This is a genomic window from Paraburkholderia edwinii, from assembly GCF_019428685.1.
In the GTDB taxonomy this organism is placed as follows: domain Bacteria; phylum Pseudomonadota; class Gammaproteobacteria; order Burkholderiales; family Burkholderiaceae; genus Paraburkholderia; species Paraburkholderia edwinii.
Genome location: NZ_CP080096.1, coordinates 1,133,493 through 1,157,421, shown reverse-complemented (window position 1 = coordinate 1,157,421; position 23,929 = coordinate 1,133,493). Strand labels below are relative to the sequence as shown.

Genomic DNA, 23,929 nt, shown 5'->3' with positions numbered 1-23,929 from the left:
TGAGCGCGCGGCGGTTGCGGTCGCCGTTGCAGCCGCACCGCCGCGCGTCGTATTTCACACGCTTCACACGCTCGCGTTGCGCGGCTTCACCGCTCGCGCGGGGTTGCCCACGTAGACAAAGCCTTTTTCCAGCGAACGCACCACGGTGCTGCGCGCGCCGACGACGACGCCGTCTTCGATCGTCACGCCCGGCGCGACAAACACGTCCGACGCGATCCAGACCTGCGTGCCAATCCGCACGGGCCGTCCGCGAATCGCGAAATCGACGGTTTCGTAGTCGTGGTCGCCCGCGCAGATATACGACTTCTGCGAAACGACCGAATGGGCGCCGATATCGATCGGCCCGAGCGAATAGAGCGTGACGTCGTCACCGATCCACGCGTGATCGCCGATCGTGACTTTCCACGGATAGGTAACTTGCACCGTCGGCCGGATGATGGCACCGACGCCGACCTGCGCGCCGAAGCAACGCAGCAGCATGCGCCGCCAGCCGTAAGCGATTTGCGGCGAGGTCCGGAACAGCAATGCCTGCACGACCCACCAGAGCTGTACATACCAGCCCGGCCGGCCGCGAAAGCCGGCCGGCACCTTGAACAGGGCAAGGTTCAGATAGCGGCCGGGCTCCGTGGCCGACTCGGCCTCGGGGCCCGCGGGCGGATGCGGCATGGGCGGCGTGGGCTGCCTAGGGCCCGTGGTCGGCGCGCCGCGAAACGCGTGCCCATGAGACACCTCGCCGCCGCTTTCCATCGCCTGTCCCTGCCGGCTGCTCATTGCGCGACGGCCAGTGCCTCGGACTCGAGAAAGTCCTCGTACGCGCCACGCAGTCCCTCTTCGAGACCGATGCGCGGCTCCCAGCCCAGCGAGGCCAGCTTCTCGCTGCTCATGAGCTTGCGCGGCGTACCGTCCGGCTTGGTCAGATCGTGCTCGATGCGGCCCGTGTAGCCGACCACGCGCGCAACCATCTGCGCGATCTCGAGCACGGTCACGTCGGTCGACGAGCCGACGTTCAGATGTGAACAGCGCGGCGCAGCGACCGAGTAGTAGACGCTCTTCGGCACGTTCATCGTCAGCACGCAGGCCGATGCGAGATCGTCGACATGCAGGAACTCGCGGCGTACCTGCCCCGTGCCCCACAGCACCGTGCTCGGCGCACCGCTTTCCTTCGCCTCATGGAAGCGGCGGATCAGCGCGGGAATCACGTGGCTGTTGACCGGATGGTAGTTGTCGCCGGGCCCGTACAGATTGGTCGGCATCAGGCTGCGGTAGTCGACCTTGTACTGACGGTTATACGACTCGCACAGCTTGATGCCCGCGATCTTCGCGAGCGCGTACGGCTCGTTGGTTTCCTCGAGCGGGCCGGTCAGCAGCGCCTCTTCGACGATCGGCTGCGGCGCGTGCTTCGGATAGATGCACGAGGAACCGAGAAACAACAGGTGCTCGATACCGGTCTGCGCGGCCTGGTGAATCACGTTCGATTCGATCATCAGGTTGCGGTAGATGAACTGACCCGGATAGGTATCGTTCGCGTGAATGCCGCCGACACGCGCCGCGGCCAGATACACGACGTCGATGCGCTGCGAGCTGAAGAAGTCGCGCACCGCCGACTGGTTCGTCAGATCGAGCTCCTTCGAGCTGCGCTTGACCACGTCGACGTTGCCGTCGGCCTCGAGCCGCCGCACGATCGCCGAGCCGACCATGCCGCGGTGTCCCGCGACGAAGACGCGCTTGCGTTTGGAAATGATCACGTCCTTACTCCTGGCGTTCGTAGACCGGGAAGCCGTGCTGATGCACGAGCGAGTCCTTGCGGGCTTCGGTCAGGTCGCTGACCATCATTTCGCGCACGAGTTGTTCGAAGGTCGTACGCGGCTCCCAGCCGAGCTTTTCCTTTGCCTTGGTCGGATCGCCGAGCAGCGTCTCGACTTCGGTCGGGCGGTAGTAGCGCGGATCGACTTCGACGATCACATCGCCGACCTTCACGCGCGGATCGAGCGTGACGTCCGCCACGATGCCGCGTTCGTCGTCGCCCTTGCCTTCCCAGCGGATTTCGATGCCGACGTGGCGCGCCGCGAGATCGACGAACTCGCGCACGCTGTGCTGCTTGCCGGTCGCGATCACGAAGTCTTCAGCGTGGTCCTGCTGCAGCATCATCCATTGCATCTCGACGTAGTCGCGCGCATGGCCCCAGTCGCGCAGCGAATCGAGATTGCCGAGATAGAGCTTGTCCTGCAGGCCAAGCGAGATGCGGGCCAGCGCGCGCGTGATCTTGCGCGTCACGAAGGTCTCGCCGCGCAGCGGCGATTCGTGGTTGAACAGGATGCCGTTGCATGCGTACATGCCATAGGCTTCGCGGTAGTTGACCGTCATCCAGTACGCGTACATCTTCGCGACCGCATAAGGGCTGCGCGGATAGAACGGCGTGGTTTCCTTTTGCGGAATTTCCTGGACCTTGCCGTACAGCTCGGAGGTCGACGCCTGGTAGAAACGCGTCTTTCTGGCGAGTCCGTGCAGACGGATCGCTTCCAGAATACGCAGCGTGCCGAGGCCGTCGGCATTCCCCGTGTACTCGGGCTCCTCGAACGACACGGCCACGTGGCTCTGCGCCGCGAGGTTATAGATCTCGTCCGGCTGCACGTCCCGCACGATGCGGATCAGGTTCGACGAATCCGTCATGTCGCCATGATGCAGGATAAAACGGCGATCCTTCTCCTGCGGCGCATGGTAGAGGTGATCGATACGCTCCGTATTGAACAGCGAAGTACGCCGCTTGATGCCGTGAACGGTATAACCCTTTGCAAGGAGGAACTCTGCCAGGTACGAACCATCCTGGCCCGTGATACCCGTGATCAACGCGGTCTTCGACATGGAGGAAATCTCGCTAATGAAAAAAGGGGGATGCGTAGCAGGAGTAAAGCGCCTCGACGAAACACAACGCAAGCGACTTTAATTTCTTGGCGGATAGAAACGGTAGTTTGGCGTCGTAAAACTGCCTATAAAAATGAGCGCCGCAATTGGCGGCGCACGGCGATATCCTGGCGGGTCTCGATGTTGCAGCGCGGGCAAGATGCGCTCCACACGCAATGCGTCTTGCGTCGACACATCGTGAGGCCCGATGAAGATTCTTGTCTACGGCATCAACTACGCACCGGAGCTCACAGGCATCGGCCGCTATACCGCCGACATGGCCGCGTCGCTCGTCGCTGCCGGCCATGATGTGCGCGTGGTCTGCGCACCGCCCTACTATCCCGCCTGGCGGGTCTCGCCCGGATTCTCATCGGTTCGCTATGCCAAAGAGCGAAGTGACGGCGTGCAGATCTGGCGCGCCCCGCTCTGGGTGCCGGCCAAGCCCAAGGGCGCGCGCCGCATCGTGCATCTCGCGAGCTTCGCGCTGTCGAGCTTCCCCGTTCTGCTACGCCATGTCTTCTGGCGGCCCAATGCCGTGCTCAGTATTGCGCCGAGCCTGCTTAACGCGCCGGCCGGCTGGCTCGTCGCGCGCTTGAGCGGTGCGCATGCATGGCTTCATGTGCAGGACTACGAGGTCGATGCGGCGTTCAAGCTCGGCGTGCTCAAGGGCGATTGGCGCAAGCGCATGGCGCTCGCCATCGAACGCAATCTGCTGCGCCGTTTCGATACCGTCTCGACCATCTCGGCCAAGATGATCGAGCATGCGTTGCATAAAGGCGTGCCGCGCAGCAAGGTCGTTCACTTCGCGAACTGGGTCGATACGTCGGCCATTCATCCGCTCGACGCGCAGGCCGGTGCAAAGATCCCTCTGCGGGTGGAACTCAACATCCCCGCCGATGCGACCGTCGTGCTGTACTCGGGCAACATGGGCGCCAAGCAGGGACTCGAGGTGCTCGGGTCCGCCGCGGTCGCGCTCGCGGGGCGCAGCGATATCGTGTTTGTGTTTTGCGGCCAGGGACCGGCACGAGACAACCTGAACGCCGTCTGCGGCGATCTGCCGAACACACGCTTTATCCCGTTGCAGCCGATGGACAAGCTCAACGAACTGCTCAACTTCGCCGACATTCACCTGCTGCCGCAGCGCGCCGACGCGGCCGACCTCGTGATGCCGTCCAAGCTGACCGGCATGCTCGCGAGCGGCCGCCCCGTGATCGCGATGGCGCACGAAGGCACTGAGCTGTTCGGTACGGTTGCGCCGCGCGGTGTCGTTGTGCCGCCCGAAGCACTCGAGCCACTGGTGGCGGCGATCGTGGCCCTCTCGGCCGATCCGGCGCGGCGCGAGCGGCTCGGCCGCGCGGGCCGCGACTATGCGCTCGCCGCGCTCTCGCGCGACAGCGTGCTCGGCGAGTTCGAGTCGACGCTGCGCGCGCGCTGCACCGATGTCGAAGCAGCGGACAGTGCACTCGGGCTGCGCGAGCGAGACCTCTGATCGACTGCTTGAGGATGTCCCATGGCAAAGCTTGGCAATACCGAATTTCTGAATGTCGTCGCACACACGCCGCTGATTGCGCTCGACCTGATCCTTCATGACGACCAGGACCGCTATCTGCTCGGACGCCGCGTCAACCGGCCCGCGCAAGGCGTGTGGTTCGTTCCCGGCGGCCGCGTGCGCAAGAACGAACGTCTCGACGAGGCGTTCACGCGCCTCATGCTCGAAGAGCTGGGCCTGCATCGCGCGGATCGCGCCGACGCCGAACTGATCGGCGTCTACGAACACTTCTACGACGATAACTTCAGCGGCAAGGACGGCATTTCGACCCACTACGTCGTGCTCGGCTATCGCTACCGCGTGCCGCAGCGCCTGTCCCATCTGCCGCTCGATCAGCACTCGGATTACCGCTGGGCGAACGCCGACGATATCGCGCTCGATGAATCCGTCCACGAGAATAGCCGGGCCTACTTCCTGACGAAGGTCATCGCGTAACCTCGCGATCCGCAAGCCGGACCACTCGCCGCACGCGGCGAACTGTGTATATGCCGTAAGCCGTTCGCAACGCGCCCCGGCCGCGCGACGGCCTTCATCCCGATCAGCCGCACGTGGCAAGCGGCCTTCGTGGAGTCTCCAGAGATGCTTGAGGACGACACCCATATCGTGCCACCTGGCGTACGCCAGTATGAGAACGTCGTGCCGCGCGCCCTGCTCGACGAGATCAATGCGACCATCGACGAAACGCGCGACAGCTGGCAACCGGCCGACGGCCGGCGCGCGACGCAGACCACCGCGCGCGTCGTCGAGCTGCTTCGGCAGCGCGGCGAGTTCCTGCGCGTCGAACAGCAGGCGCGCGCCACCTCGCAACGTTGGGCCGTACAGAAAGGACTCAAGGTGGATGGCGAACCGCTTTGCGTACTGCGTTGCATCAACTGCACGCTGCCCGCGCAGAGCCATTTGCGGCACTACGACTCGCATATCCTGACGCTGCTAGTTCCGCTACGGTCCGCACACGGCAGCGGGGAAAACGGCGATCTGATCGTGTATCGGCAGCCGCGCCACATGCTGTCGGCCGCGACCAATGTGATGGCCAAGGCCTGGATGATCGCGCTGCGCCGTCTGCCGCTCGCCATGCGTCGCGCCCAGACGCAGCGCGATCTCTCGCACCAGCGCTGCGACCGGATCGTGTGCGTGCCGGGCAACGTCTATGCGTTCAACGGCTTCGTCACGCGGCATGCGAACCTGCATGTGGAGCGCGGCGAACGCCGCACCCTGATCGTGCATTACCACGATCCCGGCATGACCGCGGGGCTTAGAGTCGTGCCGCGTATCTGGCGCGCGATGCGCGACCGTCTGGTCGATGGGCGTTCGAAACAGACGTAGCGGCCGCACGGTACGAACATCCCGTCTTTTTGTAAATCGATTAGGGATCCACAAAAGCACCATCGCGATCCGGTCCTTCGAGGAAGTCTTCATCGCCACACATCCGAAGCAAATAGTTGGCACAATCGTCAGCGATTCGTCTGTAACTACCGAAATTTGCTTATGGCCACCCGCTGATGCATTACGCTACCTGGACAAAGCGCGCTCGCGCGCTTTTCATCGATTCGATATGGTGGACGGTCATCGTTCTGTTCGTCCCGCTCGGACCTTCGCTCGACGACCTGCTGACCGCGAGCGATCCTGGCACGTCCCTGCTCGTCTGGGCCGGATTGGCTCAATGCATTCCGATCGTCGTGACCGGCGTCATGTGGGCTGTCTGGGGCACGTCGCCGGGAAAGCGCGCGACGCGGATACGCATTGTGGACGCGGACACGGGGCGGCCCATGACCGTGAAGCAGGCCATGCTACGCACGCTCGGCTATCTGCTGACTTTCGCAATCTGTGGGGCAGGCTTCCTCTGGGTGCTGTTCAATTCGAGGAAGCAGGCCTTGCATGACCGGCTGGCCAATACCGTGGTGATCGACGGCCTGGCCTGAAGCGGGCCGTCAAGGCCGGCAGGCGGCGCCTTGCCCGACAACAGAAAAATAAAAACGAAAGCATCGGCGCCGCTCGAAAAGCCGCCCGGCAGCCTGCCGGCGGTGATCCTGAAAGTAAGTCGAAACATATCCCCAGCCGGCCTTCCTTCCCGGCAGCGTCCGTTTTTCTTCATCTGGGCACGCCCGCCTCCAGCCAGCAAATAGCTGTCACATTACAAATGCAAACTGCGTGTTTTACATTTTTAAAACTGTAAAACATGAAATGTCAGCAAAGCGTGCCGCCCGACACGCCTGCCTTTCAATCTTTACCGCAGCCCACCCGTCGTTCCCCCGGCGATCGGCGGCGCGTACCTGTTCGCGCGTTGCCGGCTCAATAACCGCCTCATCCAATGAAGAAAAACCACTCCATGAGACTTTCCCGAACCGGCATCTCGTGCCTGCTGGTCGCGCTGTTAGGCAGCGTGGCCCTGAGCGCATGCGGAGGCGATGACAACTCCTCCGCGCCCACCACCTCGACACCCAGCGCGCTGAGCACGCTCGACGGCAACCCGCCGCTCGTGATCGGCCATCGCGGCTTGCCCGGCCTCTATCCGGAGGAAACGCAGGTCTCGTACGAAGGCGCGGCCGACGCCGGCGCCGACTCGCTCGAGGAAGACCTGCACCTGAGCAAGGATTGCGTGCTCGTCGTGCGTCACAACCCGTGGCTCAGCGATAACACGAACGTCGCCGACGTCGCGAAGACCAACACCGACGTCGCTTCGCGCAAGCGGACGGTGCCGGGCGTGCGCGTGGCGGTCAAGTGGACCACCACGTCGACCACCGGCCCTTCGACATACCTGAGCGATCTGACCGACCCGGCCGATCCGAAATCGGTGTTGAAATCGCTGATCGTGGACGGCGAGGACCATACCAACGACTGGTCGATCACCGACTTCACGGTGGCCGAGCTCAAGCAGTGGATTCGCGGCACCACGTTCGACGCGAAGGACGTGCGCCCGACCGCGCTGAACGGCCAGTTCCCGGTCCTGACGATGCAGGAGGTCTACGACCTCGCGCGCGCGAAGTCGATCGCCACAGGCAAGACCTTCACGATCTATCCGGAAGCGAAGAACCCGTACTGGAACAACCAGCAGGCAATTGCCAACGGCTGCGGCGCGGCCGGCACGCGTCCGTTCGAAGACGCGATCGTCAAGTTCCTCAACGACAACAACCTCAACTCCCGCACTGCGCCGATCTTCGTGCAGAGTTTCGATCCGGAGAGCCTGAAATACATGCGCGCGCAAGGCGTGCAGGCGCGCATGGTGCAGTTGATCGACGGCAACGCCGTCAACTACCAGACGGGCGAGATGATCTACCAGACCAGCGACGACTACGCGTTCGTCGACGGCCGGCCGTATAGCTGGACCATCAACGGCGACCCGCGCTGGTTCGGCGACCTGCTCACACCGGCTGGCCTCGCCGAAATCAAGACCTATGCGGACGGCATCGGTCCGTGGAAGCCGCAAGTGTTCGCGTGGAAGGTCACGCCGTGGAAGGACAAGAACGCTGACGGCACGCCGTTCGCGCCGGCGCTTGGCGACGTGAACTCGGTCGAGCCGACCAGCCTGATCGCCAACGCGCACAAGGCCGGCCTGTTCGTTCACGCATACACGTTCCGCAACGAAGCGCGCTACCTGCCCGGCAAGTACAAGGGTGACCCGGTCGGCGAATATCTCGACGCCTTCCGTGCCGGCATCGACGGCGTGTTCTCCGACTTCTCGAACACGGCTGTCGCCGCGCGCACGCAGTACCTGAAGGAAACGGGCCGCTAAACCGCGGGTTCGATCTGCCTGACGGCCGGCATGTCTGCCTGGGCATGCCGGCCGGTTTAGCCATCAGGCCGCCAGGCCCATCAGGCCGCCAGGCCCATCAGGCCGTCAAGCGCGACACGACGCAGCCGGCACGACGTAGCCCGATTGTTCGCGCGGCTTCAATCAGGGTTTCGCGTCCTTATGCTCGGTGCCCTTCGCCGCGGCAAGACGGTTTTGTGCGGCGATGAGCTGGTCATCCGTGGTCGCCACCAGCCATAGACGCGCGTGCTCCATGATCTGGCGGTTGTGGTCCTTCAACGGGCCCAACGCAGTGACCGCTTTCCAGACCACCGGACCGATCCGGCTTTTTCTGCCCGACGATGCGCCTACCAGCAGGCAATAAGGTCCAAGCGGAAGCGATACAAATGGAAGGGCGGGACTCGTGCGCACGCGCCAGTCGATAAACGGCGTTTCGCTGATCAGCAGCGGTGCGGACAAGCCATAAAGCACGCTGAAATCGTATAGCGCCAGTTGCTCCCGCATGCCGACGTAAGTGCGCCGGATGTCGTCGACCACCGCGGCCCTGATCTCGTCGTCGAACATCGGCTCCTGCGCGTAGCGCGCCAAGGCCTCGCGAGCCTCCCGTTGATAGGCGCTGAACAGGCCGAGTTCGAGACAGTCCTGCACGGCGCGCTGAACCTCGGCGACCGAACCGGCGTCCTCAGGCGTGCCCAACTGCGCAGCTCGCAAGAATCTCGCAAGCCCTGCTTCCTGGATCGCGGGCGCATCCGCCGACGCGGCATGGTCTACAGGTTCTTTATCAAGGGGTACGTATATATATTCCTCAGCGGCGAAACGCGATTTCTTGCCTTCGTCGAACCGGATCTCGCCATCGACGCAATCCAGATATCGGGTCCCAATACGACCATGCTCCCAGATCCAGTTTTTCAGAAGCGGACGTAACGGATGCAGCCTGTCTTGATCGGTCATAGACACCTCCATGCATCGCAGTATAGTGCCGGGCTGTCGATTGCCCTGTACCAGGCATGGGGCCGCTTTCTTACGGGCAGGCGATCAGCGACTCGACGCTGCAATCGTCAAGCTGCCTGCTCTACATCTGATTCTGACGCCGGCATGCATGCAATATCTCGTTGACCGCAAATGCCCCTCTTACGCTCTGCAGATTTTGCAGCACACACACGTGATACGCCCTCTCGCGCGGCAAAAGCAGTTCGCCATTTCTGTAGAGTGCGTCGCACGAGTCGCTAATCGCGCGAGCCGCGAAGCTGCTTTGACTATTTGCCAACGAATGCATGATGCATTGATTGTAGTCAGGATTGTCGTTAACAAATGCCAGAGCTGAAAGCGGCGTGACGAGCGTCACCGGGAGAAGCAGATAGGCAAGTTTACGCATGATTGTGCGAAAGAACCGCGAAAACAACGGGCGGGGAAATCGTAACACGCCGCACCCGATAGCTTCTCGTGATCCGCTCGTCTGCAAAGCGAAGCGCCCGGTCGCCAGACGAAGCGCCTGAAAAGGGAACGCGTCGCTTGCCTAAGCCCTCAGTTAGCATGGCCCGAGACGGCACTGCTGCGCGCTCGCGTGGACGTTGGTTCCGTCTACGAGTCGCATCCAGACACCCGACCTGTGAGTGCTCGCATGAGCGCTCCATGAACTGAGCGAAACCATGAGCAGAGAACGCATCCCTGAAGGACCCTTTGCCGATACGCGAAGGATGCTTGAAGTCCATGCCATGTTCAGGCAGCAGTTTGATGCTGTCCCGCCACTGATCGCCAGCGTTAAGTCGAATGATCGGGAACGGACAGACGTCGTGGCCGATCACATCCAGTTCCTGTGCGCCTTCCTGCATGAGCACCACACGCTCGAGGACAAGTTCCTGTGGCCGAGGCTGAAGAACCGCGGGACGGAGGAAGTCGCGGAAATAACTCTTCTGATGGAGGGTCACCACTCCCGCCTCGCGCAGATCCTCGACCAGGTCGACGATCAGCTGCGAGCGTGGCGTAGCAGCGCCGCCTCTCAACAAAGTTCGGTTCTAGCGCAATCGATCGAGCAGTTACTCCCAGCGCTGTTCGACCATATGTCACTGGAGGAATCGAGAGCCTTGCCGGTGATCGAGCGGCATATTTCGGCTGACGAGTGGGAGCGGATGGCCGATGCGGGACGCGAGCACTTCTCGCAGGAAGACCTGATACTGGCGGTGGGCATGATCACTTGCGCGAAGCTTGAAAGCGCACCGGAAACGCCCTTGTCCCCTTTCGAACAACAGGCGCTACAGGGGTACATGTCCTACGCCGAGCGCATACATGGGCCTGACATTCACATCGCGATCAAACGCTCGCTAGAGCGATGAATGGAATGCCAGGCCCTCCACTCAAGGTGAGCCTGGGGCGCGCTCCTCACACCCTTACGCGGCCAGTTTTGCGGAGCCGACGGTGTTTCGCCGATCGGCAAATGTCTGGGCCTCAATCACTCGGGCGACGTCTTGCTTGAGCAGATAGATCGAGACCACCAGCAAAACAAGATCCTTCAAAAGGAAGGCCGAAACGATTGTCATGGCGGGAAACCCACCCGCAGCAGACTCCCATGCGCCAGGAGCAAATGGAAAAATCGAGAACGTCGCAATGAAGCTGAACGTAGAACCGAGCGCGCCGAGCACCCCCAACTTCTTGTTCCAGTAGCCCAGCAGCAGCAACGAGCCAAAGGTCCATTCCGCGGTTCCAAGCAAAATGCTCGTGCCTCCCACGCCCAGCACCGGAATCATCCAGAAGATAAGCGGGCCGTGGGTGATCAGCGGGACGAGCCCTGTGATCTCGGCATCAAACCATTTGTCGTAGCCGAACCACGCAAAAATAACCACCATCGCGGCGCGCAGCAGGTGGTAGTCGAGGTCACGCTTCAGAAGACCGGAACGGCCCAGTACATTGACAAGCAGATTCATGATTCCCTCCATGTTGGAACGGTGAACGCTCCGGCGCCAACGGCGGCCTGGAAGCGCAAGGACTTGTATGCGAACCATTGAAAGCTCGTTTCACCGGTTCGCCTCGTCAGTGGGAGCAGTATGTCCGTCAGGAATCGCGATGGTAATAGTCAACCGGCTCGGGAAATTGACTAAAAGTATCAAGCGGCGGGTACCGCGCTCGACCGGGAAGCGGCGCGGACGATGAGGCAAGTCAAAGGAAAGCCGACGCGCCCGCGTTTGGGCCCGTCGTGTCGGGTGGGGCGTTGTTGATCGTGCACCGTTGCTTCCAGCTGGTGTGTTGCCGCTGGTCAAAGGGATTCGGCCGCGAAATGGCGCGGACCTTCATTTGAGGGCCTCGGGACAGAGGCCCCGGACAGTCTTGCGCTAATTCCGCGCGGTCATTGCCGCCGCACGCGCCTATACGAATTCCGGAACCTCGCGCTGCGGGTGGCGCGGCTTCTGTGCCCAGTTCCCCTCGCGTTCGGCGCCTATGGTCACCAGCATGACCGGCACTTCTTCTTCAGCCAGTCCGAACTCGCGATGCACGGCATCGGCATCGAAGCCGGTCATCGGCGTCGACCGCAGGCCTAACGCGCGGGCTGCATAAGTGATTGCGGCAGCGCCCAGGGTAGCGGTGCGTATCGCCTCGTCGCGCCGACGCTGCGGGTGCGCCATATAGAAATTACGTGCGTCACTTTCCCATTCCACCGCCGCCGTTGGCGACATAACGCCCGCGTTCACCAGCGGAGCCAGTCGCTCCGGCAGTACGCTGGTATCGACCAGCTGACCGCAGACGATAAAGGTAACGGCAGCCTCGGTGATCGCGGGCTGGTTCCAGGCAATCGGCCTGAGTCGGGCTTTGGCTTTCGGTGTGCGTACCGCGATGAACCGCCAGTTCTGCAAGTGGAACGATGACGGTGCGGTGGTGGCGATTTCCACCAGCCGGACGATCTGATCGTCGCTCAGTGCGAAGTCCGGGTCGTAGTACGTGACCGCGTTGGGGCTCAGAACGCATTCGATGACGGCGTTCGTCATGCTGATTTCGTTTTTCACGAACATTCCTTGATGTAAGTAGAAAGATTCAAATAGACAAGCGCTTTGACTCTTTTCATAAGTGGGCGGGCAGCGAATCGCCGCCCGGGCCAACGAGTATCTATTTACGATTGAAAAGAATAAAACTTATTTCATGTATATAACTTTTATACCAATTGCACCGGAATAAAAGTTACTCAACATAAATTTCAATTCGTATTGAAATTTCATCAAACGCGCGATGGCTAAAAGCACGACCTTTGCCGCCAACGACTAATTTTCTTCTTTCTTGGTGTACACAAAAATCGGGAATCTTGATTCTTATATTTGAGTCATCGAAGGTTCAAACTCAGCCGCTCAGTTCTCGCACTCTCACATGAATTGGACGGAAAGCCTCCATGACGATCAATCTCGACGCCTATTTCGCGCGGATCGGATATACCGGTCCCCGCACGGCCACGCTCGAAACGCTTCGCGCATTGCACGCGCTCCATCCGGACGCGATCCCGTTCGAAAATCTGTCGGTGATACTCGGCCAGGAGGTTCTGATCGATCTGGATGCTTCGCAGAGCAAGCTGGTCGGCGCGGGGCGAGGCGGATACTGTTTCGAGCACAACACCGTTTTCAAGGCAGTACTCGATGCGCTTGGCTTCAAGACCCGAGCACTGGGAGCGCGGGTCGTATGGAGTAATGCGGTACCGCCGGCACGGCTGCACACGCTGACTCTGGTGGAGATCGATCAGGAACGCTGGATCGCCGATGTCGGCTTCGGCACCGTCACGCTAACGGCTCCGCTGCGCCTCGACGTGCGGGACGCCCAGCAGACCCCGCACGAACGGTTCCGCATCGATACGCTGGAGGAAGGGGGCTTCTTGCTGCTGGCGGAGCTCGGCGATAAATGGGCACCCGTCTACCAGTTCGACCTGGTCCCCCAGCTCAGCGCGGACGACACGCTAGGCAATTTCTATGTGAATTTCCATCCGGATTCGCTATTCGTCAATAACCTGCTTGCCTCGCGCGCTGTCCGCGGGGCCCGCTATTCGTTGTTCAACGGCGAGTTCAGCACGTACACGCCCGAGCCCGCGCACACCCATCTAAAGGATGTCGGCGAGTTGCGAGCCGTGCTGCGGGATTCATTCGGGATTTCGCTTCCGGAAGCGGGGGCGTCGCTCGATGATGCGCTTGCGCGCTGCCTTGCACGCCCTGCACGCGCAAACCGCGTACGAAGATAACTGCCGCTACTTCGCATGACCTTCATCGACAGCATCGATGAACGCTCTTTGCTAAGAACGACTGACGGCCAGCCGTTTCGTTTGGTCCATGACGCTGCTCATAGACCAAGCCGCGAGACCGAGCTGCGATCGAACCACGCCGGATTATTATCTGCTATCCGCCTTGCACCGGCGCCTCGAACTTCGTCCGTTGCCATTGATCGAGCACTGCGCGGGCATGATGCAGATGCTGCGACATGACCTCGTCGTAACGCTCCAGCTTGGCCGTCAACTCGATCACATAGCCATTGGGATCTCGCAGATAGATCGACTGGGCGACACCATGCATCGATGGGCCTCGCACTTCGATGCCGGCGGAGAGCGCCTTATCGAGGAATGCCATCTGGGTCTGCACATCCGGGAGTTCTAGCGCGATATGCAGATCGAAATCGGACTTGGAGTCGAACATGCCTTCGCGCTCTTCGCCAACGAGTTCAAAAAACGCCAGAAACGAGTGGTCCCCCATTTCGAAAAACGTGTGCAGTGCTTTGACGGGGCGGCCGGTCGCGGTCGCCGTTAGCTCCATCGCCAGCGCGAGCCGCAATCCGAGCAGATCTTCATAGAATTGCCGCGTTTGCTCCGAATCCTTGCAGCGGTACGCGCTGTGATGCATACCCTTGATTACATTCGAATAGCCAGCCATGTGTGCTCCTCCTCGGATGCCTGAAACCCCTGATGGCGCCGCGCCCGTTTCGTCCAGCCCAGTCGTCCGGCGGCGGATCAAGCAATTTGATTATTGGACGGCCAACGGAACCCATGATCCGATTCGCGAAGGGACTACATAGCAGACGAACCCGGGTAGGTACGCGCGTTCACCCGTTTCCGCGCCCCCGGGCCAAGTGCGCTGTCGAGCAACGCCAAGGGCTGCATTTGAGCCAGACTCGCTTACACACCCTGGTTTTGCAGCAAGTGGTCTGCGTATGCAGGATCATTTAATGATGCGAATCAACCTCGTGGGGAAACGCGGCTTGTAGCGTCGACAAAAGCGCCGTTTGAAGGTAACTCGTGCGATGAAGGAAAGTTCACTAGCGATGGAATAGGCAATCGAACAGAGCTGTTACGCACGATGAACCCATCCGTGTGCTTACGCACGCGCCATTTTGCCAAAGCTATTGCCTATGAATTTGTTCGTTGCGACCTTCGACGTGGGGACGACGTCCCTGAAAGCCGTACTGGTGAGCCGCGACGGCACCTTGCTCCACCCATTGACCGAGGCGATCGACACGTGGTCGGGCAACGACGGTGCCGTCGAGCAGGATCCGGACCAGTGGTATCGGCTTTTTACCGGTGTCGCACAGACATGGTGGCGCCTTGGTATCGACCCTGCGTCAATCCAGATGATCGCGATGACGGGGCAAATGCAGAACCTGATCGCGCTTGACCTGGAAGACGCGCCGGTTGGCCGAGCCATGCTCTACTCCGACATGCGCGCTTCCAAAGAGAGCGATGCCGTCAATCAACGGTTCGGCAAAGCGGCGCTACAGGCATCTGTCGGCAATCCGGTTACCGCGGGATCATTGCTGCCCAAATTGATGTTTCTGCGCGAGCACGAGCTCGAACGGTTAGCGCGAACACGTCGCGTGCTTTTCGGCGCAAAGGATTACCTGGTCCACCGGCTTTGCGGCAGATCGGTGTGCGACTGGACGACTGCGTCGACCACCGGCTTGCTCGTCACGCGCGAACGCGTCTGGCACGACGCGCTGCTCGATAGCTTCGGTTTTGCGGCCGCGCTGATGCCGGAGCTCAGCGCGGCCGACGCCATCGTCGGCGGCGTGCACGATGAAGCCGCGCTTGCAACGGGGTTCCGTTCCGGGACGCCCGTGTTGTGCGGCGTCGGCGATGCGGCGGCAACGGCGCTGGGTGCCGGTGTCAGCGGGACGCACCGTCCGTACGTCTATGTCGGAACGACCGGCTGGGTCGCGCAACTGGTTGACGCGGCCGGGCCGCAGCGTCCGGTTGCGGACACGGTGTTCACGCTCAGCTCGTGGGAGCCGGACGCACTTATCCGAATCGCGCCGGTTCTCAACGCCGGCAACGTGCTTGCGTGGGCATTGACACTGATCGGCCATCAACCGGGCGTGGATCCCGAGCGGTACTTCGATCTGCTCGAAGCCGAAGCCGGTCAAAGCCTGGACCAGTCCAACGGTCCGACGTTCGTGCCGTTCATTTCCCCCGAGCGTTGCCCTGTTCACACTCTCTCGGCGCACGGCGCCTTTATCGGCATTTCATCGCAGACGACTCGCTCGCAGATGCTGCGTTCGATATTGGAAGGACTCGCGCAATCGCTGCGATGGTGTGGCGACCTGTTAGGCGTGTCGCCTGGCGGAGAGATGACGGCAATCGGCGGCGCCACGCGCAACACGATCTTCACGCAGGCAATGGCCAATGCATTCGGCAAGACGCTACATGTGAAACCGAATGCGGACTATCTGGCTGCTGTCGGCGTAGCGCGGCTTGCTGCACGCGTACTCGGCTGGAACGAAGCAGAGACGCGCCTAAGCGCGCGAGGAGACCGCGGTTATCAGGAACGTATCGTCGCGCCGGACCCTCAGCGCGCAGCGTTTCTGCATCGTCGCCTCAAGCATTTCCAGCATGTTGCGACCACCATCACGTCGTTTCCGGAAGAGGATCCGCTCGAGTAGCAGGCGAAATTCGCTCGCACATCGCATCTGCGCGAGCACCCATCCTGTCAACACCGCCGGCGCGTCCTCCTTTTGTCCGCTGCGCAACGTCGCGCACAACCGCGCGGTTCGCTTCCCTTGAATCCGCCCAATACGCGAATCGGGTCCCACGCATCGCCGCGCCCTTCCTCATACGCATTGCCGTTCTGCGAGATCAGCGCGCTCACGCGCTCCGGATGCGCCAGTACTGACTCCCGATCCACATTGATTGAATCCTCACCATAACCCTTAAATTTCGTTTTACGAGTTACATACTCCATCTTATTCATTAAATAGCGGTGTTTTTTAGTTTCCATTCCTTAACAAACACTAACTAAATCCATTTAGTAAAGATTTGAAAGCCGGTTTTTTTAAACAAAAACGAATTAACCAAAACTTTCCTGCCTGTTCGTTGATTTGACCTTTAGTCGCGCTCTTAAGATGCGGACCATGGCATCTGGAATCACATCGTCAGCGCAATGCCACTAAAGCGCGAATCAAGGAGATCGAACAGCAATGTCATTGACGAACACCCTCCAGAAGCAACTTCACACCCCGACGGTTACCTGAGGAGAACATCTTGAGCGGCACCACGCCAATCGGCAGCAATGGAACAAACTCGACGCAGTCGCCGCCCGATACCATGGGCCCGAACGGAAGTACGTCGGCGAGCGATCTGCAACAAACCTTCCTGAAACTGCTTATCACGCAGTTGCAAAATCAGGATCCGACCTCGCCTATGGACAGCTCGCAAATGACGTCGCAGCTTGCGCAGATCGACACCGTGAGCGGTATCGCGCAGCTCAACCAGTCGCTCGGCTCGCTGTCCACCCAACTCTCGGCAAGCGAAGCAGGTCAGGCCGCGTCTTTGATTGGACGCGATGTGCTCGTGCCCGGCGACGGCACGTTCAGAATCGACAACCCCCTTAAATCGGACGGTACCAAGGACGAAACCACGGTCGCAGCGTCGGCATTCGGCATCAAGCTGCCGGCCGCTGCAAAGGACCTTCAGATTCAGATCAAAAACTCGGACGGAACGGTGGTTAATACCCTCGATCTCGGTCCGGAGCCCGCCGGCGTCGTCCCGGTTCCCAGCTTGAACCCGGTCGATCAAAACAAAAAATCACTTCCCATCGGCACCTATTCGTTCGTCGCGCAAGACGTCGGCGGAGCCGCGGTCGGCAGCAATGCCCCGACTCCGCTCACGGGCAAGTTGGTCATTGGTGTCGTCACACAGGCGGATGGCACGCCGGGCCTCACTCTGGAGGACGACTCGACGGTCTCGCTTAACGGCGGCGTATCTGGTTTCCTTTGATGTCTTATCCACACGGAGCGCAACATGAGTTACCAATCAGCTTTGAGCGGCCTGGCGGCCGCATCGAATGACCTCGACGTGGTCGGCAACAACATCGCCAACGCACAAACGGTCGGTTTCAAACAGAGCTCGGCGGTATTCGCCGACCTGTACGCGAACTCGATCGCGACCGCGGTGAATAATCAGATCGGTATCGGTACGCGTCTTGCCGGCGTGCAGCAGGATTTCTCGCAAGGGCAAACGACGACGACCGACATCCCGACGAACATGGCCATTAACGGCAATGGCTTCTTCGAGATGCAAAATCCGAATGGCACGGTGACGTACTCACGTAACGGCCAGTTCGTGCCTGACAAGAATGGTTTTATTGTCGACGCCGAAGGCAACAAATTGATGGGATTTCTGGCCAATTCGCAAGGTCAGCTGAACAAAGGCCAGATCGTGCCGATTCAGATCCCGAATTCGAGCCTGCTGCCGCCGGTGGCAACGACAAAAGCAACGTTTGGCATCAATCTCGATTCAGGGGCGACAACGCCTACGACTACGCCCGTGAACCCCCAGGACACGTCGAGCTTCAATTTCACCACGTCAATCCAGACGTTCGACTCGCTTGGCACGCCGACCACGATCAATCTGTATTTTGTAAAAGACCCGAACAACCCCGGCCAATGGGACGTGTCTGGCGGCCCTGCCGGTACGACGCCGGTAGCTATGGGCAGTATGACGTTCGACTCGTCCGGCAAATTGACGTCTTCGGTAGATTCATCCGGCAACCCGTCCTCCACTACCGGACAATTTTCGCTAGGTATCTCCAATACGGACGGCGCCGCGAACCAGACGATTACGATCGACCTGAGCAGTACGACACAATTCGGTGGAGGCAGTGCGGGCAGCACGGTTACCTCAGCGCCGTCGCAGGACGGTTTCAGCACTTCGCAACTCGCGAATTTTTCGATCGGCGACGACGGCACAATCACGGGCACCTACAGCGACGGTCGAACCGCGACGCTTGGTCAGGTGCTGCTCGCCAACTTCACGAACCCGAACGGACTGCAAAATCTTGGCAACAACCAGTTCGCACAGACGAGCGAGTCGGGCGAACCCGAGGTTGGCGTACCGGGCTCTTCGAACCTCGGCTCTGTCGCAGGCGGCCAGGTTGAAACGTCGAACGTGGATTTGACGGGTTCGCTTGTTGATCTGATCACCGCACAGCGCGACTATCAGGCGAACGCCCAAACAATCAAGACACAGCAGACGATCGACCAGACGCTGATCAACCTTTAACGCAGCACCCACGGGCAGCCGGCAATGCTGTACGCCGGCCCCCGAAAGGATACGAGCAAGCCATGCATGACCGACCAGTCGATGCAGCGATGACGGGCGCGGAGGACGCGCTCAAGCCAGCCGTCGCGGCGACAAAGCTAACCACTAAACCGTTCGATTATAAGGACAGTACCAGCTTTAACTTCGTTACGTCGGGTCAAACGTTCGATTCGCTCGGCAGACAAACGACAGTCAGTGTGTACTTTGTGAAAAATCAGAATCCGGGGAAATGGCGAGTATTCGCAGGTCCGTCGGGCATCGCGCCCACCGACCTTGGCAGCATGACGTTCGACTCGTCTGGCAGACTTGCTTCGACCGCCGACCCGGACGGCAACACGATCACACCGATGGGGAAATTCAGATTGGCGATTCCGAATACCGTCTGCGCCTCGCCCCAGATTGTCACGCTCGACCTGAGTCGTACCACCCAACTCGGCAGCCATGCCTCGGGTCATTCCGGCGGCAGTAGCACCGTTAGGTCCGCGCCGACGCAGGACGGCTTTGGAGCGTCACGGTTGGCGAGTTACTCGATCGGCGGTGACGGGACAATCACGGGTACGTACAGCGATGGCCGCAAGGTGGCGCTTGGTCAGGTATTGCTCGCGAATTTCGCGAACCCGCACAACCTGCAGCACCTCGGCCGCAATCAGTTCGCGCAGACAAGCGAATCGGGCGACGCGCGGGTCGGCGTGCCGGGTACGTCGAACCTTGGTTCCATTTGGGGCAACGCGATCGAATCGTCGAATGTCGGCTTGCCCGGCTCGCTTGCCGGTCCGGCAGCGCGCGGCGCGACAGCCAAGCGAACACACAAACGATCGAAACGCAGCAGATCATCGACGAAACATTGAACAACCTTTGCCGTTACAACGCGGGGAGGCGCGGCCCGACCGGCTGTCACGCCTCTACAAGAATGTACGTTCAAGGGGCCGCTGCGTGCATCGCGCTACCTCAGCCCCTATGAGAGGCGCCAAGTGAGGTCGGGAAGTTTTCGTTGGATTGCAGCGTGCTCGTCACGCTGCCTGGCGTCGAACCTTCGGTCTGCAGCAGGCTTGTCGCGGTGTTCTGATTCGACGCGAATTGCGCAAGCGCCGAATCCTGGGCTGACAGTTGCACGGCTTGCGCGGCCCCCAGCGGATCGTCTCCGGCTGTCGCGACGCGAATATCCGTCGACGCCTGCTGCTCCAGACGCGCAAGCATCGACTGCTGGTTATCCATATTCTGGATAGTGTTCTCGTAGGTCGATTGTGTGGAAATTCGCATGGCCGATCCTTAGCTGATTGCCTGCAAGATCGTGTCGAAAAGCGATTGCGCGGTCTGGATCACCTTGCTGTTCGCCTGGTAAAGCTGCTGGTACTGCAGCAGGTTCGTCGCTTCCTCATCGAGGTTCACACCGGACACCGACTGCTGTTGCGCCTGGATCTGCGAGAGCGTGCTGCTCTGCGCCTGCGACATCGATTGCAGATTGCTCGCCGTATTTCCGATGTTGTTGACGAACTCCGCGTATCCGTTCGTCAAGGTCGTGCCGTTAAACGCGGTGCTGTTGCCGATATTGGACATCGCTGTGGCATTGCTGCCGTCGTCCGTTCCATCGGTGTTCGGTCCGATCGTGAATGTGTCGCCATCGGCAGGCGTGCCGGACAGCGAGAACGAAATGCCATTTGGCGACACCGGCGGAGTAGCCGTGCTGTTGATGGTGTAGGTGTCGCCGTTCTTTGGGTCGTACGGCACAGTGTCGGTCGACGCGTTGATCGTAATGGTCTGCGGCGGATCTCCGAATGTCACCTGCGTGCCCGGTGGAAAACCGGAAAGCGTGCCAGTCGACGCGTCATATTTCAGCGTCATCGAGGACGTGAGACTGAAGCCGGAACTCGCCGCGTTGACCGAGATCTTCCCGGTGCCCGTGTTCGAACTGCCGGCTGACGCGATCGCCGGCGACGTCGCGGCGATATCGGCACCATCGGTTGTCGCGAGTCCGAAACTGTCGAGCGCGCCTTCGGTCGGCTGGATGGTGAAGGAATCGCCGGCGGACATCGTGCCGTTGATCGTGATCGCAACGCCACCGATCGGGTTGTTTGCGTCAGGCGGCGTCGTCGAGGTTCCGAGCACTTTGCCCGTCGCCGTGTCGGTAAGGGTGTAATTGGTGCCGTCGAACGTCAGTTTGAGATCGTCGGCGGGCGGAGAGGACGGGTCAGTGAGCGTCGCGGACACGGTCGCATTGCCGGTATTCTTTGCGTTTGCGATGACGTTCGGGTCACCGACCTTGAATAGCGGCCCGCCCGCTTTACCATTCTGATCGACACCGAGTTCGTTTTGCGCGTTGACCTGCGCTGCGAAACTGGTTGCGAGCGCACCGAGTTGCCGTGCGGCCGGATCGAGCGTCTGGCTTCGAAACTGGAGCGTGCCACCGAGCGATCCGCCGGAAATGGCCGAATCGGGCAGCACGGTCGTAACGAACGAACCGGGCTTTGTCGAATCCGGCTGCTGATAGGTAATCGCAAGTTCGGATGGATCATTCGGCGACGGCGTCGTCCCGAGCTGATAGCTCTGGTTGCCTTGTACCAGCGACATTCCGTTCGCCAGCGTAATCGAATCGGTGCCGTCGCTGGCCTGCTGAACATTCACGCCCACCAGTTGCGACAACTGCGAAACGGCCTGGTCGCGCGCGTCGAGCAACTGGTTCGGGGGCTGTCCGCTTGAGCCGGCTGCGGCAATCTGCGCATTGAGCTGCGCGATCTGCTTCGTCAGGTTGTTGACCTGCGTCACCGTGCTCGACAGCGTCGTATTGACGCCCTGACGCATCTGGTCAATCTGCTGTCCCATCGAGCGAATCGCATCCGCCAGAACCTGCGCGCTATTGATGGCCGATTGCCGGGTCGGCCCATCGTCGGGAGAACCCGAAAGCTGCTGCATGCTATTGAAAAACGCGGTGATATCCGCGCCAATTCCGCTCGTCGGGTCACCGATCTGATTGCTGAGACTCGAGATTAGCTGCGAATACGAGCTTAACGATGAGCTTTGCGATTGCGCATTGTTCAGCTCGGTCTGCAGCGTCTGGTTGAACTGACGCTGAATCGTCACCATGGTGACGCCGCTGCCCATAAAACCGGAACTCGTCGCCATGCCATGGGACTCGGCAAGCAGCGCAAGCTCGCGATCATAACCAGGCGTAGATGCGTTACTGATGTTATTGCTTATCGTTGACATGCTGAGCTGGGCTGCATTCAGTCCGCTCAGGCCAATGCCGAAAAGATTCGATGACATGCGTGCTCCGGAAAAAGGCGGGGGTGACGACCGTCCGTTGCGTGGACAAGCGATACATGCTCACGGCTCGTCGACAATCTACGAATTCCACATTTCTTGTGACTCGTCGAGATAGCCGACATAGGCACCTCGAATACATTGCGGCTGCTTCTCTCGCAAACGATGACGTGACCATCTATGCGGCGACATCTATGCCCGCCCTGCCCGCAACGGGAGAAAACCAGAAATCGTCCCGGCTTACGAAGCGGTCAATTCATCATGTCAAGACATGCTCGACCGCAAAGCCATTTAGCTTTTAACGGTTACTTTCAATACGGTTAACACCGATAGATTTACCCTTGCCGTAGAGCGCTCAAGTGACGCTTATCGTAGTCATTCGTTGTCCGAGTCAAATCCAGGAAAAGAAACCAAAAACCGCTCTACTTATATTTTTGTACTGTATTTTTTCCTGTTAAATTCATATAACCGGTTACTTCTATTTATATTAGTTACATGTAATGGCAAAAGAAAAACGATTCTCTATTAAATACGTAACCGGTATTTATACGTTTGACATTGGGTAGCCGCGCCATCGCAGAGTGGATCCAGTCGATGACTTAGTCGCCCTTCTCGACGTATCCTCCTGCAATGAGCGCCAGGCACGTGAACCGGTGGAACCGGGGAACGTGAAACCCGTTGAACGGGTTGTAACCTGACCGCTTTAAAAGACTCACTCGTAACAAATGGAGCAGTCATGTCTGACAAAGTTTCAAACGTCATTCTGGTTCACGGAGCATGGGCCGATGGCTCGAGTTGGGGCAGTGTCGTCTGGTCGTTGAAGTCGACCGGGCTTAACGTCGTCGCCGCACCGCTTCCGCTCACCACGTTCGCCGACGACGTCGCTGCGGTCGAACGCGTGCTGGCACGTGTAGACGGTCCTACGGTTCTGGTCGGCCACGCTTACGCAGGCGCGGTCATTGGCGAGGCGAAGAGCAAAAAGGTGAAGGCGCTGGTCTACGTTGCCGCTCTCGCACCGGACGAGGGTGAAACCGTCGCCGATGTTTTCGGTCGCGGGACGCCGCATCCTCAGGCGCCCCAACTCGCCCCGGATGCCAACGGACTGATGTGGCTGCCCCACGAGGCGTTCGAGAACGCGTTCGCTCAAAACGCAACGCCGGAAACGCGCGAACTGGTAGCCGCGGCCCAGCGTCCGATCGCGATCCCATGTATCACGACGCCGGTCGGCCGCCCGAACTGGAAAGATGTCCCAACGTGGTACTTGCTGGCGGAGCAGGACCGGATGATCGTCAAGGAAACCCAGGCGTTTATGTCCGCGCGCATGAACGCAACGGTTGTATCGGCTGCAGTTGACCATCTGCCGACCTTGACGGCGCCAAAGGTTGTTGTTGATACGATCCTTAAGGCGGTGAACGCGGGCGGGTAAGCGGGCGGGTAAGCGGCCGGGTAAGCGGGCGGGGCAAGCAGGCCAGGTAAGCGGCAGTGATCGATCGCGGGTGGCTCGTTTCCGGAAGACGATACATCCGCCTGCCCTCATGTTCCTGGCCGCATCGCGGCAGGAATCCTGGGCAATTCACAGGATTGTTCCAAAGCGGTCTCGCAGCAAATGGACAAGCGGCTCATGGATGCCGGGAGTCCTCTCGTCGACCCGGTCACGACAGATTATTCTTTTTTTTAAATTTTAACGGTTACATACGTGCAATCGAAAAAACACGTTTATCGCAAAACCGTTATCATCCTAGCCGGTGCCGCAATGGTCCCGTTGCGACATCTATTACCCTTGTTTACCCGGCTATATCCGCCGGGTTTTTTTTATGTCGATGTACTATCAGCGCCGTCGTTTCCGCGAGGTGTTTGGAGTGCGGATTCAGCGCGCGGCGAATACAACGAACTGGCGGAGTTGATAGTCAATGTTCTTCATGTGGCCTTC

The 23,929-nt window shown here is 60.1% G+C and carries 23 protein-coding genes; 12 read left to right on the top strand and 11 right to left on the bottom strand.

Annotation, left to right across the window (positions count from 1 at the left end; translation table 11 throughout):
• Window positions 1-63 precede the first annotated feature (63 nt).
• The 3 genes from KZJ38_RS26945 to gmd are packed head-to-tail and all read right to left on the bottom strand — an operon-like array spanning window position 64 to window position 2,862.
• Window positions 64-771 carry a putative colanic acid biosynthesis acetyltransferase gene (locus tag KZJ38_RS26945; RefSeq protein WP_281425868.1) on the bottom strand — a complete coding sequence of 236 codons (708 nt, stop codon included), beginning with the start codon at window positions 769-771 and terminating at the stop codon, window positions 64-66.
• Window positions 768-1,739, bottom strand: coding sequence for a GDP-L-fucose synthase family protein (locus KZJ38_RS26940; protein WP_219803653.1), 972 nt, complete (start codon window positions 1,737-1,739; stop codon window positions 768-770). The genes KZJ38_RS26945 and KZJ38_RS26940 overlap by 4 nt, the downstream gene beginning before the upstream one ends.
• Window positions 1,740-1,749: 10 nt before the next feature.
• Entirely contained in the window at window positions 1,750-2,862 is a 1,113-nt protein-coding gene (gene gmd, locus KZJ38_RS26935; RefSeq protein ID WP_219802990.1) for a GDP-mannose 4,6-dehydratase, read from the bottom strand.
• 247 nt (window positions 2,863-3,109) lie between these two features.
• On the opposite strand from gmd, the gene KZJ38_RS26930 reads away from it, so the two are divergent.
• From KZJ38_RS26930 to KZJ38_RS26910, 5 genes are all read left to right on the top strand, one after another.
• The gene (locus KZJ38_RS26930; protein ID WP_219802988.1) at window positions 3,110-4,390 is read left to right on the top strand and encodes a glycosyltransferase WbuB; all 1,281 of its coding nucleotides are present in this window, start codon (window positions 3,110-3,112) and stop codon (window positions 4,388-4,390) included.
• A 21-nt stretch (window positions 4,391-4,411) separates the two neighbouring features.
• Window positions 4,412-4,885 carry a GDP-mannose mannosyl hydrolase gene (locus KZJ38_RS26925; RefSeq protein ID WP_219802986.1) on the top strand — a complete coding sequence of 158 codons (474 nt, stop codon included), beginning with the start codon at window positions 4,412-4,414 and terminating at the stop codon, window positions 4,883-4,885.
• A 144-nt stretch (window positions 4,886-5,029) separates the two neighbouring features.
• Window positions 5,030-5,773: a hypothetical protein gene (locus KZJ38_RS26920; RefSeq protein ID WP_219802984.1), complete on the top strand. Its 744-nt coding sequence runs from the start codon at window positions 5,030-5,032 to the stop codon at window positions 5,771-5,773.
• Window positions 5,774-5,949: 176 nt separating this feature from the next.
• Window positions 5,950-6,369: an RDD family protein gene (locus KZJ38_RS26915; RefSeq protein WP_219802983.1), complete on the top strand. Its 420-nt coding sequence runs from the start codon at window positions 5,950-5,952 to the stop codon at window positions 6,367-6,369.
• Between the two features lie 407 nt (window positions 6,370-6,776).
• Complete coding sequence (locus tag KZJ38_RS26910) at window positions 6,777-8,180, top strand: glycerophosphodiester phosphodiesterase family protein (RefSeq protein ID WP_219802981.1); 1,404 nt, start codon at window positions 6,777-6,779, stop codon at window positions 8,178-8,180.
• A 162-nt stretch (window positions 8,181-8,342) separates the two neighbouring features.
• On the opposite strand, the gene KZJ38_RS26905 is transcribed toward KZJ38_RS26910, so the two are convergent.
• Complete coding sequence (locus KZJ38_RS26905; protein WP_219802979.1) at window positions 8,343-9,149, bottom strand: hypothetical protein; 807 nt, start codon at window positions 9,147-9,149, stop codon at window positions 8,343-8,345.
• A gap of 121 nt (window positions 9,150-9,270) precedes the next feature.
• Entirely contained in the window at window positions 9,271-9,573 is a 303-nt protein-coding gene (locus tag KZJ38_RS26900; RefSeq protein WP_219802978.1) for a VF_A0006 family four-cysteine protein, read from the bottom strand.
• A gap of 274 nt (window positions 9,574-9,847) precedes the next feature.
• Here KZJ38_RS26900 and KZJ38_RS26895 point away from each other — a divergent pair, with 274 nt between their 5' ends.
• On the top strand, window positions 9,848-10,531 hold the full coding sequence (locus tag KZJ38_RS26895) for a hemerythrin domain-containing protein (protein ID WP_219802976.1): 684 nt from the start codon (window positions 9,848-9,850) through the stop codon (window positions 10,529-10,531).
• A 54-nt stretch (window positions 10,532-10,585) separates the two neighbouring features.
• Here the strand turns inward: KZJ38_RS26895 and KZJ38_RS26890 are convergent, their stop codons facing one another.
• Window positions 10,586-11,119, bottom strand: coding sequence for a YkgB family protein (locus tag KZJ38_RS26890; protein ID WP_219802974.1), 534 nt, complete (start codon window positions 11,117-11,119; stop codon window positions 10,586-10,588).
• 438 nt (window positions 11,120-11,557) lie between these two features.
• Entirely contained in the window at window positions 11,558-12,175 is a 618-nt protein-coding gene (locus KZJ38_RS26885; RefSeq protein WP_219803652.1) for a nitroreductase family protein, read from the bottom strand.
• A gap of 395 nt (window positions 12,176-12,570) precedes the next feature.
• Here KZJ38_RS26885 and KZJ38_RS26880 point away from each other — a divergent pair, with 395 nt between their 5' ends.
• A complete protein-coding gene (locus tag KZJ38_RS26880; protein WP_219802972.1) occupies window positions 12,571-13,404 on the top strand; it encodes an arylamine N-acetyltransferase family protein in 834 nt (277 codons plus the stop codon).
• A 154-nt stretch (window positions 13,405-13,558) separates the two neighbouring features.
• On the opposite strand, the gene KZJ38_RS26875 is transcribed toward KZJ38_RS26880, so the two are convergent.
• Entirely contained in the window at window positions 13,559-14,086 is a 528-nt protein-coding gene (locus tag KZJ38_RS26875) for a VOC family protein (protein ID WP_219802970.1), read from the bottom strand.
• A 475-nt stretch (window positions 14,087-14,561) separates the two neighbouring features.
• Here KZJ38_RS26875 and KZJ38_RS26870 point away from each other — a divergent pair, with 475 nt between their 5' ends.
• Window positions 14,562-16,085: a xylulokinase gene (locus KZJ38_RS26870; protein ID WP_219802968.1), complete on the top strand. Its 1,524-nt coding sequence runs from the start codon at window positions 14,562-14,564 to the stop codon at window positions 16,083-16,085.
• 47 nt (window positions 16,086-16,132) lie between these two features.
• On the opposite strand, the gene KZJ38_RS37220 is transcribed toward KZJ38_RS26870, so the two are convergent.
• Window positions 16,133-16,420, bottom strand: a complete 288-nt coding sequence (locus KZJ38_RS37220) for a hypothetical protein (protein WP_425518416.1) — start codon at window positions 16,418-16,420, stop codon at window positions 16,133-16,135.
• A gap of 260 nt (window positions 16,421-16,680) precedes the next feature.
• Here KZJ38_RS37220 and KZJ38_RS26860 point away from each other — a divergent pair, with 260 nt between their 5' ends.
• From KZJ38_RS26860 to KZJ38_RS26850, 3 genes are all read left to right on the top strand, one after another.
• Entirely contained in the window at window positions 16,681-17,418 is a 738-nt protein-coding gene (locus KZJ38_RS26860; protein WP_425518439.1) for a flagellar hook assembly protein FlgD, read from the top strand.
• A gap of 24 nt (window positions 17,419-17,442) precedes the next feature.
• Window positions 17,443-18,702: a flagellar hook protein FlgE gene (flgE, locus tag KZJ38_RS26855; RefSeq protein WP_219802964.1), complete on the top strand. Its 1,260-nt coding sequence runs from the start codon at window positions 17,443-17,445 to the stop codon at window positions 18,700-18,702.
• 62 nt (window positions 18,703-18,764) lie between these two features.
• Window positions 18,765-19,589 carry a flagellar hook-basal body complex protein gene (locus tag KZJ38_RS26850; protein WP_219802962.1) on the top strand — a complete coding sequence of 275 codons (825 nt, stop codon included), beginning with the start codon at window positions 18,765-18,767 and terminating at the stop codon, window positions 19,587-19,589.
• A gap of 100 nt (window positions 19,590-19,689) precedes the next feature.
• Here the strand turns inward: KZJ38_RS26850 and KZJ38_RS26845 are convergent, their stop codons facing one another.
• Window positions 19,690-20,001: a flagellin N-terminal helical domain-containing protein gene (locus KZJ38_RS26845; protein ID WP_219802960.1), complete on the bottom strand. Its 312-nt coding sequence runs from the start codon at window positions 19,999-20,001 to the stop codon at window positions 19,690-19,692.
• A gap of 9 nt (window positions 20,002-20,010) precedes the next feature.
• Window positions 20,011-22,002 carry a flagellar hook-associated protein FlgK gene (gene flgK, locus KZJ38_RS26840; RefSeq protein ID WP_219802958.1) on the bottom strand — a complete coding sequence of 664 codons (1,992 nt, stop codon included), beginning with the start codon at window positions 22,000-22,002 and terminating at the stop codon, window positions 20,011-20,013.
• 733 nt (window positions 22,003-22,735) lie between these two features.
• Between flgK and KZJ38_RS26835 the strand changes: the two genes are divergently transcribed.
• Window positions 22,736-23,425: an alpha/beta hydrolase gene (locus tag KZJ38_RS26835; RefSeq protein WP_219802956.1), complete on the top strand. Its 690-nt coding sequence runs from the start codon at window positions 22,736-22,738 to the stop codon at window positions 23,423-23,425.
• The last annotated feature ends 504 nt before the right edge of the window (window positions 23,426-23,929 follow it).